A 13,348-nucleotide genomic window follows, 5' to 3' on the forward strand; every position below is an offset into this window, starting at 1 on the left:
CGGGATACCCGCAACCGCGCGCCTCACCCCTCGAGATCGACGGATAGAGCGCGCATCACACCAGGCAACCCGCCCGTGGCGGCGAGCCGCCGCTGCCTGCTCGCCCCGGTGCCGCCTGCGCGCACGGCGCGGAGCAGCCCCTCGACCTCGTCCCAGTCGCCCGCGGCCACCAGCGCGTCGCGGACGTGCTCCACCAGGTCCGCCAGCAGCCGCGTGGCGGGCACCTGCTTGCCCACGCCGAGGTCGACGCCGGGACCGTCGAGGCCGTACCGGGCCGCCGACCACACCGCCGCCGACGCCACCTGGGCGGGCAGGGGTCCGGCCTCCCGGCCCAGCGCCAGCTCGGCCAGCGCCGTGCGGACCAGCGCCCGGGTCAGCAGCGCCTGCACGACCGCGTCGTCCACCGTGGCGGCCGTGTCGGCTATGCGCACCTCCACCGTGGGCCACTTGTTCGACGGCCGCGCGAACCAGAACGTCTGGTTGCCGTCGGCCAGCACCCCGCAGTCCACCAGCCGGGCGCTCTCGGCGCGGAACTGGTCGAAGTCGCTGACGTGCGGCGGTATCCCGGACCCGGGGAACCGCGCCTGCTGCACGTTGCGCCAGCTCGCGTACCCGGTGTCCTGCCCCTGGTGGAACGGCGAGTTGACCGAGAGCGCGAGCAGCGTGGGCAGCCACCGCGCCAGGTGGTTGACGACCGCGACGGCGGTGTCCGAGTCGGCCACCCCGACGTGCACGTGCAGGCCGCACGCCTCGTAGTCCCTGGTCACGCCCGCGAACAGCCCATCGATCACCGCGAACCGCTTGGTGGCCGAGCCGCGGAACACGGCCTCGGCCGCCACCGCCGGGGTCCCGCTGGGGACCACCAGCACGTCGTCGGGCCGGGCGGCCAGCGCCAGCGCCCGCCGCCCGGCCACGAGCTGCTCCCGCAGCTCGGCCGAGGTCGTGCAGACACCGGTCGCCGCCTCGATCTGGGTGTCGCGCAGTTCCCGCTGGATCAAGGTGCCCACGGGCAGCTCGGCCCCGGACGCCCGGTCGAAGACCTCCTCCGCGACGGCCGCGGCCGCCCCGGAGGACGCCGCCACCAACAGGAACTCCTCCTCGACCCCCATGCTCTCGCCGCTCATGCCCGCACAACTTTCGCTAGGAGGTCCCGCCACCCGCGGCGTCGGTCCGTCCACGGTCACGGGTCACGCGGCGTGAGCGGCTTGATCGCGGGCCCCTCCAGCACAGCGCCGTCGACGTCGAAGCGGGAGGCGTGGCACGGGCAGTCCCAACTGCGCTCCGCTCCGTTGAACCGGACCAGGCAGCCCAGGTGGGTGCAGCGCAGGGAGACCGCGTGCAGCGCGCCCGCCGGGTCCCGGTAGACGCCCTTCTTCCCGAGCCCGTCGGAGAGCACCCGCGCCTCGTCCAGCGGGATCTCCCCGGAGTCGGGCACGTCGGCGGCCACCAGCCGGTCGCCGATCAGGTCGGCGGCGACCTTGGCGTTCTGCCGCACGAGGGTCGGCGAGCTGCGCAGGCTCACGCGGTGCGGGGAGAACAGGTCCTCGTGCGGGCTCGCCGTGCCGGTCACCCGGTCGGCGAGCAGCGCGCCCGCCGCGCTGCCCATGGCCAGCCCCCACTTGTTGAAGCCGGTCGCCACCCACAGCGACGACCCACCCACCAGGTAGGAGCCGACCATCGGCAGCATGTCGTAGACCTTGGGGTCCTGCGCGGACCAGCGGTGCGTGATGGTCTCGACGTCGAAGTGCCTGCGGGCGAAGTCCTCCAGGTCGGTGTAGTGCGCCTCGTCGACCCCCCGCTCGCCCGCCGGGTGGCTGCGGCCGCCGACGATCAGCAGGTCGTCGTGCCTGCTGAACGACCACGACGGCGACCCGGCGCTGATCGCGAGGTCGCGCGGCGGCGTCCCCGACCGCAGGCGGGCGGCGACGCAGTAGGACCGCTCGGCCTCCAACCGGGCGAAGAACAGGCCCCGGTCCAGCAGCGGGTAGTGCGTGGCGACCACGACCTGGTCGGCGGTGATCTCACCGCCCGCCGTGCGGACCGTGTAGGGCGAGGTGACCGACACGCCGGTCACCCGGCTGCCCTCGAACACCTCGCCGCCCTCGGCGGTGAGCGCGGTGGCCAGCCCCCGCACGTACCTGGCCGGGTGCAGCAGCACCTGGTCGGGCAGCCGCGCCGCGCCGAAGGTCTCGAACGGCAGGTCGAGCTCCTCGGTCCACTCGACCGGCAGCCCGGCCCGGGCTGCCGCCTCGAACTCGTCCTCGACCGCCTGGCGCTCACCCCGGGTGAAGGCGAAGGTCGTCGCAGGTGCGCGCTCGACCTCGCAGCCCACCTCGTCGGCCAAGCGCGCCACCAGCTCGACGCCCTCCACCGCGGCCCGCGCGTACGCGGCCGCCGCCGCCTTGCCGTGCTTGCTCTCCACCGCCGTGTACATCGTGGACTGCAACGCCGTGACCTTCGCGGTGTTGTTGCCACTGGCGCCGGACCCGACGGCCACGGCCTCGACCACCGCGACGTCCAGTCCGCGGCGGCGCAGCAGCAGCGCGGTGGTCAGCCCCGCGATGCCGCCGCCGATGACGACCACGTCGGTGCGCCGCGCCCCCTCCAGCACCGGGTAGGGCGCCATGGCGCCCCCGGCCCACCACAGTGACTCCTGAGCGGTAGTAGTGCTCACAACGGGACCTCCGATTCGTGCGTGCGAGGCCGTCAGCGCCCGGCCATGACCAGCGGCGCGCGCTCCCACACCCGGTGCAGGCCCAGGGCGGCGCTCAGCTCGGCGGCGAACCCCTTGCCCGACTTGTCGGACAGGATGATGCCCGGCGCGGAGGTGTCGACACCCGCCGCTTCCAGCACCTGGGCGCCGTCGCCCCACGCGCCGATCGCCTTGCAGTGGCGGAAGGCCTCCTGCAGCAGGATCGACAGCTTGATGTCGGTGAACCCGCCCAGGCCCGACGCGACGACCACGGCGTCGAACTCGATCGAGCGGGCGGTGAGCAGCGTGCGCTCGACGACGCAGGTGTTCTTGCCCTTCGCGATCACGCCACCGGTCGGGGCGATCACCCGCACGATCGCCCCCGCGGCCTCGACCGCCCGTTGCAGCTTCTCGATCCCGCCCAGGTCCGCGCCCGGGCCCGCGACGACGCCCACGATCCGGCCCGCGATCGGACCGGGGCCCGGCGGGATCTGGGACAGGGCGGGCGAGGGGACGACGTCGTCGGCAGGCGCGCCGACCGGGGCGGGCAGGCCGAGCCCGGCGGCCACGGCGACGCACAGCTCCGCGTCGACGTTGGCCAGGACGGTGAGGGCGCGCTCCTTGATGGCCTGCTCGTAGCACTTGCCCAGCTCGAACGTGTAGGCCTCCACGACGTGGACCCGCTCGATCTCGGACAGGCTGCGGTAGAACAGCGTGGCCTGGGAGAAGTGGTCCTCGAACGACGCCGGGTTGCCCCGGCCCACCTCCCCGTCGACGTGGCGGGGGCGCTGGACGTAGCCGCCCTCGGCCTCGGTGGCGACGGCGGGCTGGTCGCCGTCGACGCTGTTGGGCTTGTACGGGGCCTGGCCCTGGTGGATGGCCGACTGGTGCATGCCGTCGCGCAGGTTGTCGTTGACCGCGGCGTGCGGGCAGTTGATCGGGAGCTGGGAGAAGTTCGGGCCGCCCAGCCGGGTGAGCTGGGTGTCGAGGTAGGAGAACATGCGCGCCTGCATCAGCGGGTCGTCGGTGACCTCGATGCCGGGCACGAGGTGGCCGGTGTGGAAGGCGACCTGCTCGGTCTCGGCGAAGTAGTTGGTGGGGTTGCGGTCCAGCGTCAGCCTGCCGATGATCTGGACCGGCGCCAGCTCCTCCGGGACGATCTTGGTCGCGTCCAGCAGGTCGATGCCCTCGAAGGTCTGGTCCTCGGTGTCGGGCAGCACCTGGATGCCCAGGTCGTACTCCAGCGGCGCGCCCGCCTCGATGCCGTCGGCCATGTCCCTGCGGTGGAAGTCGGGATCGATCCCGGCGGCGATCTGCGCCTCCTCCCACACCAGCGAGTGCACGCCCGCGACCGGCTTCCAGTGGAACTTCACCAGCGCGGTGGCGCCCTCGGCGTTCACCAGGCGGAAGGTGTGCACGCCGAAGCCCTCCATGGTCCGGTAGGACCGCGGGATGCCCCGGTCGGACATGTTCCAGAGGACGTGGTGGGTCGCCTCGGTGTGCAGCGTGACGAAGTCCCAGAACGTGTCGTGGGCGCTCTGCGCCTGCGGGATCTCCCGGTCCGGGTGCGGCTTGCCCGCGTGGATGATGTCGGGGAACTTGATCCCGTCCTGGATGAAGAACACCGGGATGTTGTTGCCGACCAAGTCGAAGTTGCCCTCGTCGGTGTAGAACTTCACCGCGAAGCCGCGGGTGTCGCGCACCGTGTCGGCCGACCCGCGCGACCCCAGCACCGTGGAGAAGCGGGTGAACACCGGCGTCTCGCGGCCCTTCTGCAGGAAGCCCGCCTTGGTGACCGAGGCGGCCTTCCCGTTGGCCACGAACGTGCCGTGCGCGGCCGCGCCGCGCGCGTGCACCACCCGTTCGGGGATGCGCTCGTGGTCGAAGTGGGTGATCTTCTCCCGCAGGTGGAAGTCCTCCAACAGCGTCGGCCCGCGCCTGCCCGCCTTGAGCGAGTGGTCGGTGTCCGGGAGCCGGACCCCCTGCGCCGTTGTCAGGTACTCCCCCGCCTGCGCCCGGCTGTCCTCGCCGACGGTCCCCAGGACCTCGCTCTTGCCGGTCGGGCTCGTGGGCTTCGGTGCGGCCTGGTCGCGCTGACGCTTCGGGGGCACGTTCTCCTCCAACATGGTGGGTTCCACGCGGCGTTCGGGTTCCGCGCGCAGAAACGCGGATACCCCGCGTGAGCCGGTGGAAACACCGCGCGCCCGATCAAGCGCCGAGGAGGTGGTGCACCCACACGTTCGGCTCGACGTACACCGCGTGGTCGTGGTCCACGTCGACGGCGACCGGCACGAGCGCGTCGGGGACCACGAGCGGCCCGCTGCGGTCGAACGGCAGGCCGGTCCAGGAGCGCCACTGCGCCAGCGTGCCGGGGATCACCATGGACAGCGGCGCGACCTTGACGATACGGGCGCCCAAGCGGACGTGCACCCGCAGCCACGGGTCCTGCGGGAGGCCGTCCTCCCTGGTGAGCCAGGCGTACTCGGACATCGGCACCGCAGGCGCCAGGTGCTTGGCGCTGGGACGGACGGGGGCGACGAGGTCGGTGAAGCCGAGCCGGGCCGCGTTGCGGCGCATGGCGCGCAGGAGCAGTCCGGACAGGCCCGTGCCCCGCAGGTCCGGCCGGACCAGGATCTCCAGGGCTGAGACGGTGTCGGGGGTCGTGCCGCGCAGCTGCCCGAGGCAGGCCCGCCGGATCACCGCGTCCCACCCGCCGTCGGGCAGCTCGTCGATCGGCTCGTCCCACCGGAAGGGGACCGTGTAGGCGCGGCCGACGGCGACGTCGGGGTCGTCCGACCGGAAGGCGACGAGCACGTGCTCGGCGAACGCGCTCGTCGCCTGGCCGTAGTAGAGCGCCGAGATCGGGTCGTGCTCCATGAACGCGGGCCACCCCGAGAGCTCCTCGACGGCGTCAGCCATCTCCGGGCGTTCGGCGAGCGTGGCGGTCTCGATCGTCACGGCCACCACGGTAGGCCCAGGGGGGTCAGCCGCCGAACGCGTTCACCCCGGTGCGCTCCGCCGACAGCGCCCACAGCCGGGCCGCCGCCTCGGGGTCGGTGGCCCAGGGGTGGACGCCGGTCGTGGCGCCCTCCTCGTCACGCGGCTCGGCGACCTCGCAGTCCTCGAGGTAGACACCGCCCAGGTCGGCCAGGTCGGGGGAGGTCGCGGCCCAGACCTGGGTGGCGGCGCCCTGCTCGGGGGTCTTCATCCAGTCGACGATGACGTCGCCCGCCTCATTGATCCAGCCCGCGTCGACCTGGTCCTGGTGCGAGAGGTGGCGTTGCAGCGGGGTCAGGATGCCGCCCGGGTGCAGGGAGAACGCCCGCACTCCCGCCGCGCGCCCCAGGGCGTCGAGGTGCACGGCGAACAGGGCGTTGGCGGTCTTGGACTGCCCGTAGGCCGCCCAGCGGTCGTAGCCGGTGGCGAAGTCGACGTCGTCCCAGCGGACACCGCTGTTGCGGTGTCCGGCCGAGGACACGGCCACGACCCTGCCCCGGCCGCGCACGATGGCCGGCCACAGGCGGTTGACCAGGGCGAAGTGGCCCAGGTGGTTGATCGCGAACTGCGACTCCCACCCCGGGCCGACGGTGCTGAACGGGGTGGCCATCACCCCGGCGCTGTTGATCACGATGTGCAGGTCGCGGCCGGACCCGAGGAACCGGTCGGCGAACCCGGCGACCGAGTCGAGGTCGGCCAGGTCCAGCTCGTCGACCTCCCCGACGCCCGCCAGCGCCTCCGCCGCCGTCTCGGGCCGCCGCGCCGGGACGATGACGTGCGCGCCCGCCGCGGCCAGCGCCGTGGTGGCGGCCAGGCCGATCCCGGAGTACCCGCCGGTCATCAGGACGTTCTTGCCGCTCAGGTCGATGCGGGCGAGCACCTGCGCCGCGGTGCTCTCCGCACCGAAGGGTGAGCCGATGGGTCGCTGCGCGGTCGTGCTGAGCTCTGCCATGTCCTCGACGTTACGACCTGGAGCGCGCTCCAGCGCAAGTCCGGCGGCGGCTCAGGCGGCGCGGATGACCTGGGGCCCGGGTCGATCAGCAGGCGGGCGGGGTCGAGCGCGGGCCAGGCCCGCGGACGGCCTGGCTGACGCCCCGGTCACGGCTGGGCTGGGGCATCGAGGCCGACGGGCCCGCCCGCCGAGCACGTCGGCCTGCTCGTCGGCGTGGACCCGCCAAACACGGTGCTGGGTGCTTGACCTCCATCGGCTCGGTGGTCTGCGCCCGCGCGGCGCGCACGTCGTCGACGCGCGGGACCGGCAGGCCCTGGAGCGGTTGGGGCCGCCTGCCCCCGCGCAGGCGGGGGGTCGAGCGCGGGCCAGACCCGGCGGACGGCCTGGCTGGCGCCCCGGTCACGGCTGGGCTGGGGCGTCGAGGCCCGACGGGCCCGCCCGCCGAGCACGTCGGCGTGGACCCGCCGAACACGGTGCTGGGTGCTTGACCTCCATCGGCTCGGTGGTCTGCGCCCGCGCGCCGCACACGGTGTCGACGCGCGGGACCGGCAGGCCCTGGAGCGGTTGGGGCCGCCTGCCCCCGGGCAGGCGGCCGGTCACCGGGCGTTGAGGCGGGCGGCCTGGCGGGTCAGGTGGTCGCGTTCGGCGAGGTTGGGGGCCTTGTGGGCGGCCTCGGCGTAGAGCCGTGCCGCGGTCGCCAGGTCGCCGTCGCGCTCGTGGAGGTGGGCGGCGACCGCGGTGTGGCGGGGCAGCGAGTCGTCCACCGCGGCGAGGGCGGCCAGGCCCGCGCGGGGTCCGTCGGCCTCACCGACGGCCACCGCGCGGTTGAGCCGGACGACCGGGCTGTCGGTCAGCCGGGCGAGCTCGTCGTACCACTCGACGACCTGGGGCCAGTCGGTCTCCTCGGTGGTGGGCGCGTCGGCGTGCAGCGCCGCGATGGCGGCCTGGGCCTGGAACTCGCCCAGGCGGTCGCGGGCCAGGGCGGCCCGCAGGATCTCGACGCCCTCGGCGATCGCCCGGGTGTCCCAGCGGTCGCGGTCCTGCTCGGCGAGCGGGACCAGGCCCCCCTCGGGCGTGGTGCGGGTGGCGCGCCGGGAGTGGTGGAGCAGCATGAGCGCGAGCAGCCCCGCCACCTCGGGGTGGTCGACCGACGCCGCGAGCTGCCGGGTGAGGCGGATGGCCTCGGCGGCGAGGTCGACGTCGCCGGAGTAGCCCTCGTTGAAGACCAGGTAGAGCACGCGCAGCACGGTGGCGACGTCGCCGGGCTGGTCGAGGCGGACGCCGGAGACGGTGCGCTTGGCGCGGCTGATGCGCTGCGCCATGGTCGCCTCGGGCACGAGGTAGGCCTGGGCGATCTGGCGGGTGGTCAGACCGCCGACGGCGCGCAGGGTGAGCGCGACCGCCGACGCCGGCGTCAGCGAGGGGTGGGCGCACAGGAAGTAGAGCTGGAGCGTGTCGTCCACCGCGGGCACGGGCCCCTGGCCGGGTTCCTCCTCGACGACGTCCTCGCGCCTGCGCCGGGCGGCGTCGGACCGGGTCGCGTCGAGGAACCTGCGCCAGGCGACGGTGACCAGCCAGCCCTTCGGGTCCCGCGGCGGGTCGGCGGGCCAGACGCGCACCGCCTCGACCAGGGCGTCCTGCACGGCGTCCTCGGCCGCCGCGAAGTCGGCCCCGCGGCGGACGAGGACGCCGAGCACGCTCGGCGTGAGGCTCCTGAGCTGTGCCTCGTGCATCGTGGAGGTCACTCCGTGATGGTGCTGGGCGTGCCGTAGAACGGCCGCAGCTCGAGCCACTCGTGGATCGGCTCGCCACCGGCCCCGGGCGCCGCGGACAGCTCCCCGGCCAGCTCGACGGCCCGCTCGTAGCTGTCGACGTCGATCACCATCCACCCCGCGATCAGGTCCTTGGTCTCGGCGAACGGGCCGTCGGTGACCGGCGGGCGCCCCTCCCCGTCGAACCGGACGAACGTCCCCTCGGGGGCGAGCGCCTGGCTGTCGACGAACTCACCGGTCTTCTCGAGCCGTGCCGCGAAGTCGTTCATGTAGCGCACGTGCGCCGAGATCTCGTCGGGGGTCCACTCGCTCATGGGCGCGTCGTTGACCGGCGCCGGGGCGCCGCGGTAGTGCTTGAGCAGCAGGTACTTGGCCATGGTGGGTCTCCTCGGTGCTGGGCGCCCCATTGTGGCCGCCCTCGCCCCTGGGACGGAGCCAGGCACAGCTTCTCGACACGGCCTCCGGAAAAAGTCCGAACGCCTCCGCGGCCGCCCCCCGGAGCCCGGGTGGTCAAGCGCGGTTCACTCGTCGACGATGCTCCAGACCAAGCAGAACGTGTGCCCGGCGGGGTCTCGGTAGACGCGGAACTGGTCCTCGTCCATGCTCTGCACGTGGGTCGCGCCCAGCTCCAGCACCGCGGCCTCGGCGGCCTCGACGTCGTCCACCACGACGTCGAGGTGGAACTGCTGGGAGCCCCGGGGGTCGGGGAACTCCGGGGCGCGGTGGTCCGGCGCCTGCTGGAAGGCCAGCCGCCTGCCCTCGGGGTCGGTGACGACGACCCAGGTGTCGTCTTCGGCCTTGATCGTGCCGCCGAGCAACCGCGCGTAGAAGTCAGCGAGGCTGCGGGGTTCCCGGCAATCGAGAACCACACTGCGCAAACGTCCAATCATGCGCACAGCGTTACCCGTCGTCCCCGATCGGAAACCCGCCCAAGGTCCGGGTCATGCTCACGCCCCCGAGGGCCACGCCGTCCGGCAGGTGGATGGTGGCGGCCTCGACCTCGGCGAATCCCGCCGCCCGGTAGAGCGCGACGCCGGGCAGGGTCGCCATGAGGGCCAGCGACCGGAAGCCCGCCGCGCTCGCCGCGGCGGTGCAGGTGTCGATGATCGCGCGGGCCAGCCCGCGCCGGGTCCAGTCCTGGCGGACGAACATGGCGCGGATGCGGGCCGGTTCGCTCGCGGGGTCCAGCAGGCGGTCGTCATCGGGGTTGGCGGCGGGGCCCGCGTAGAGCTTGTCCCTGCGGCTCCACCCGCCGCAGGCCACCAGTTCACCGTCGTGCTCGTGGACGTAGTAGGTCCCGTCGTGGACCAGGTCGCGGTCCAGCGCGGCGATGTGCACCGCCGCGCTGGCCACCTGCCGGTCGTCGTAGAAGGCCGGGAACAGGTCCAGGACCGAGCGCCGCATCAGGGCCGCGATGGACGGGATGTCGGCGTCAACCGCCTTGCGCTGCGGGGGGAGCACCCCGCGAACCTACCGGAAGCGCCTGCCTGCTGGGGCGCGACGTCGACCAGGGCCGCGGTGTCCGGCGCGGCCCTGCGTCACCCGGAATGGCGGGGGTTGCGGAGCCGTCCGGCGCGAACGGCTCCACAACCCCCGGATCGGGCTACCGCTGCGGGGTGGCCTTCACCTGGAAGGTGTTCCCGGCGCCTGAGAAGACCGAGTTGATCCAGGCGGTGTAGGCGCCGCACCCCGCGAAGCGGGCCACGGGGAACGCGCCGTTGAGCGTGCCGCCCCCGGCCGCGGTGAAGCCCGCGGCCGCCGCGATGTCCACACGGGACGGTTCAGTGGTGCGGCAGGTCGTGGCCTGCCGCAGGCTGAGCCCGAACAGGGTGACGCTTCGGACCTCGACGTGGGCGTCGACCGAGCCGGTGACCGCGCCGCCCGCGACCGCGCCGGTGACCGGGCCGGTCGGGGTGATGCGCACGGTGGCGGTCACCGGCAGGCCCGCGTAGCGCACGACCAGCGAGGTGGTGCCGAACTCCAACTGGGCGTCGACCCCGCCCTCGGCCAGGGTGCCGACCAGCGTGCCGCCCAGGTCGCCCTTGGCGTTGGCCGCGGCGAAGGTGGTCGAGCCGGACAGGTCGAAGGCGAACCGGGTGGGCTGGGCCTGCTCGAACACCACCGAGGCGAAGGCGTTCTGCTGGCCGGGCTGCACGGCGCAGGCGCCGTCGAAGGTGCCGAGACCGGTCTCCTCGCCCTTCAGGGTGGGCGTCATCGTGTACGACAGGTCGCCCAGGCCCCAGGTGACGGTGCCGGGTGAGGCGGCCGTGGCGGGGGCGATGGGCAGTGCGACGTCGAAGGCGATGGGCCCGTCGCCCTCCGCCGGGAGGGCGATGTCGAAGGCGACGGCCTCGGTCTGGCTGGTCGTGTCGCCGCCGAACGTGCGCTGCACGGGGATGCGCAGCTCACCGGCGAGGCGGGCGGCGCCGACCAGGTCGAGGACGGTGGTCGTGTGCGGGGACAGGGTGACGCGGGTGGTCGCCACCGCGGCCGGGGTGGACTGGCCCACCGGCAGCGGCGAGGGCAGCCGCACCTGGGGGTCCAGCGTGAACGTCTGGGTGCCGATCAGCGGGAATGGGCAGGACTGGGCCAGGCCCGGGGGCGCGGCCTCGGTGATCTCGACGGCCGCCAGGCGCAGGTCCTGTCCCGGGTCCAGTGCGCAGTAGGAGTCGAACTCGTCGAACCCGGTGGCGCCGCCGTCGTGCGTCAGCGGCAGCAGGGTGAGCGTCAGGTTCCCCACGTGGTAGGTGAGCAGGCCCGGGGCGGGGGCGCTGTAGTCGGGCAGGCGGTAGGTGCCGCGGACGTCCATCGTCGCACCAGGGGCACTGGGGATGTCGACGGGCTCGAAGGTCGCCGACGCCTGGAACTCGGTGGCGGGGCCGCCGTTGAGCGAGCGCTGGTTGGTCAGGAGCGCGGACCCGGTCAGGATCTCGCCGCCGACCAGTCGCAGGGTCTGGACGGTGGACTCGGGCAGGGTCAGCACGAAGTCGACCTCACCGGAGGCGTTCGCGCCCACCGGCGCCGAGGCGGGCAGTCGCGGGGTGTTGGCCTGGACGATGGTGTGGTTGCCGGTCACCGGGATCGGGCAGGTGTGGGAGACACCCGCGGACTCGGGCCGCACCCGCACCGAGGCGAGGTCGAGGTTCTGGCCCGGCTCCGCGGCGCAGGGCGACTCGAACTCGCCGAGACCGGTCTCGACGCCCCCGGCGGCCAGCGGGCGCATGGTCAGCGCGAGCGCCTTGACGTCGAAGTCGTAGACGCCCGGGGCGTCGGCGGCGAACTCGGTGACCCGGTAGGTGCCCCGGACGGTGAACTCCTGCGGCGAGGCGGGCAGCGGCTGGTCGAAGGTCACGGTGGCGGTGTCGTCGCCCAGCGGGGCGCCGTTGAACGACCGGGCCGTGGTGAACCGGATGGACCCGGTCAGCGAGGACGCGCCGACGATCTCGAAGCCGTGCGCGGTGTCGGTGGAGAAGGTGATGGCGTAGTCGACCTCGCCGCCCACGGTGGCGCCCAGCGGGACCGAGGTGGCCAGCCGCGGCGTGTTGACCTGCACCACGCGCTGGTTGCCGATCAACGGGAACTGGCAGCCGTGCGCGATGCCCGCCGAGCCCGAGTGGTAGTCGACCGTGGCGACCCGCGTGTCCGCCCCCTCGGCGATGGCGCACGCGCTGTCGAACGTGCCGAGACCGGTCTCGTAGCCTGCGGCGGTCCTGGGGGACAGCGTCATCCGCAGCGCGCCGACGTGCCAGTCCAGTCGCACCGGCTGCTGCTCGGTGATGGCCGGGAAGCTGATCTCACCGGAGATCACGATTGGCGCCGCCCCCGCGACGGGCGCGTCCTGGATGGTGAGCGTCTGGGTGAAGCCGGTCGTGCGGCCGTCGGAGTACCGACCCTCGAACGGCACGGTGACCGTGCCCTCCAGCCGCGCCGCGCCGACGATCGCCAAGCCCTGGCCGGCCATGTCCGGCAGGGTTATGTCCACCCTGCCCGCGGCCTCCGGCGAGGGCAGGCCGATCGGCGTCCTGGCGGGCAGGTCAGTGGAGACCTGGACGGTGGTGGTCTGGACCACGAGCAGGGGGAACTGGCAGTTCTGCGCCGTCGCGCCGTTCGGCGCGGCGGCCGCGGGCGTCGCGGTGACCGCGACCGTACCCGCCGCGACGGCCGCGGCGGCGGCGACGCCGACCACGGACCGCGTGAACAACATCCTGAATCGCACTGAGCACCCTTCGTCGAATGGGCAGTCCGGATGCCGGAACCGGGAACCGCACAGTTCCCCAAACAATTGCCCCCGACGCGCCCCAGCGAGGGTGAATCGTATGGTCAGAGCGCCTTCCTGGCAATGCTCAGCCAAATACGACGAATGCCGCGTGACATTGTCGAATCGGCCAGTACAGGTCCATTCGGGGTAACCCGATTATGTCGTTATCTTGCCTGTCGCGCCCGATGTCCACCCAGATGCGGCAACCGTGAACCGGTTGATTGACAACACGGGACCGGACCCAGCAACCTGGACAGCCCGCACCTGCCCCGGAGGTCTGCCGTGCGCATCAGCGACGCGAAGCGCGAGTGGCTCGACACCTACTACGCGCACGTCGACGCGATGAACCACGACGCCTACCTGGCGATGTACACCGCCGACGCCCGACTGGTCCTCGCCAACGCCGAGCCGGTGCGCGGCAAGGACGCCATCGCCGAGGTGCTCGGCGGACTGCTCGGCTCCCTCGGCGGCATCAAGCACACCCTGCGCGACGCCTGGGAAGAGGACGGCGGCCTGGTCATCTTCGAGTGCGACGTGGTCTACACGCGCAAGGACCAGCGCGAGGTCACCGTCCGCGGCGCCGCTTTCCTGGTCGTCAACGACGAGGGCCTGTGCAGCGATTCGCGCATCTTCGTCGACATCAGCCCGGTCTTCGCGGACTGACCCCGGGTTCGCGG

12 protein-coding genes are annotated in these 13,348 nt (G+C 73.3%); 2 read left to right on the forward strand and 10 right to left on the reverse strand.

Going from position 1 to position 13,348, the window contains the following annotated elements; all coding sequences use genetic code 11:
* Positions 1-23: 23 nt before the first annotated feature.
* The 5 genes from GCL84_RS10425 to GCL84_RS10445 all read right to left on the reverse strand — a co-directional run bounded on the left by GCL84_RS10425 (position 24) and on the right by GCL84_RS10445 (position 6,641).
* Positions 24-1,124, reverse strand: coding sequence for a carboxylate-amine ligase (locus GCL84_RS10425; RefSeq protein WP_156755212.1), 1,101 nt, complete (start codon positions 1,122-1,124; stop codon positions 24-26).
* 56 nt (positions 1,125-1,180) lie between these two features.
* On the reverse strand, positions 1,181-2,674 hold the full coding sequence (locus GCL84_RS10430) for an FAD-dependent oxidoreductase (RefSeq protein WP_235926133.1): 1,494 nt from the start codon (positions 2,672-2,674) through the stop codon (positions 1,181-1,183).
* A 32-nt stretch (positions 2,675-2,706) separates the two neighbouring features.
* Entirely contained in the window at positions 2,707-4,803 is a 2,097-nt protein-coding gene (locus tag GCL84_RS10435) for a catalase (protein ID WP_156755213.1), read from the reverse strand.
* 97 nt (positions 4,804-4,900) lie between these two features.
* Positions 4,901-5,650 (reverse strand): N-acetyltransferase, encoded by a 750-nt coding sequence (locus tag GCL84_RS10440; RefSeq protein ID WP_156755214.1) that lies wholly within the window; start codon positions 5,648-5,650, stop codon positions 4,901-4,903.
* Between the two features lie 25 nt (positions 5,651-5,675).
* Positions 5,676-6,641: an oxidoreductase gene (locus GCL84_RS10445; protein WP_156755215.1), complete on the reverse strand. Its 966-nt coding sequence runs from the start codon at positions 6,639-6,641 to the stop codon at positions 5,676-5,678.
* A gap of 242 nt (positions 6,642-6,883) precedes the next feature.
* Here GCL84_RS10445 and GCL84_RS10450 point away from each other — a divergent pair, with 242 nt between their 5' ends.
* Positions 6,884-7,129: a hypothetical protein gene (locus GCL84_RS10450; RefSeq protein WP_156755216.1), complete on the forward strand. Its 246-nt coding sequence runs from the start codon at positions 6,884-6,886 to the stop codon at positions 7,127-7,129.
* 108 nt (positions 7,130-7,237) lie between these two features.
* On the opposite strand, the gene GCL84_RS10455 is transcribed toward GCL84_RS10450, so the two are convergent.
* From GCL84_RS10455 to GCL84_RS10475, 5 genes are all read right to left on the reverse strand, one after another.
* Positions 7,238-8,374, reverse strand: a complete 1,137-nt coding sequence (locus tag GCL84_RS10455; protein ID WP_156755238.1) for an RNA polymerase sigma factor — start codon at positions 8,372-8,374, stop codon at positions 7,238-7,240.
* A gap of 8 nt (positions 8,375-8,382) precedes the next feature.
* Complete coding sequence (locus GCL84_RS10460) at positions 8,383-8,790, reverse strand: YciI family protein (RefSeq protein WP_156755217.1); 408 nt, start codon at positions 8,788-8,790, stop codon at positions 8,383-8,385.
* 144 nt (positions 8,791-8,934) lie between these two features.
* Positions 8,935-9,282 carry a VOC family protein gene (locus GCL84_RS10465; protein ID WP_235926137.1) on the reverse strand — a complete coding sequence of 116 codons (348 nt, stop codon included), beginning with the start codon at positions 9,280-9,282 and terminating at the stop codon, positions 8,935-8,937.
* A 31-nt stretch (positions 9,283-9,313) separates the two neighbouring features.
* A complete protein-coding gene (locus tag GCL84_RS10470; RefSeq protein ID WP_235926135.1) occupies positions 9,314-9,874 on the reverse strand; it encodes a GNAT family N-acetyltransferase in 561 nt (186 codons plus the stop codon).
* A gap of 142 nt (positions 9,875-10,016) precedes the next feature.
* Complete coding sequence (locus GCL84_RS10475; protein ID WP_197523151.1) at positions 10,017-12,629, reverse strand: DUF6801 domain-containing protein; 2,613 nt, start codon at positions 12,627-12,629, stop codon at positions 10,017-10,019.
* A gap of 324 nt (positions 12,630-12,953) precedes the next feature.
* On the opposite strand from GCL84_RS10475, the gene GCL84_RS10480 reads away from it, so the two are divergent.
* Positions 12,954-13,334, forward strand: coding sequence for a nuclear transport factor 2 family protein (locus tag GCL84_RS10480; RefSeq protein WP_156755220.1), 381 nt, complete (start codon positions 12,954-12,956; stop codon positions 13,332-13,334).
* Positions 13,335-13,348 lie beyond the last annotated feature (14 nt).

Origin of the sequence: Actinokineospora pegani (assembly GCF_009745975.1) — a bacterium.
Taxonomy (GTDB): domain Bacteria; phylum Actinomycetota; class Actinomycetes; order Mycobacteriales; family Pseudonocardiaceae; genus Actinokineospora; species Actinokineospora pegani.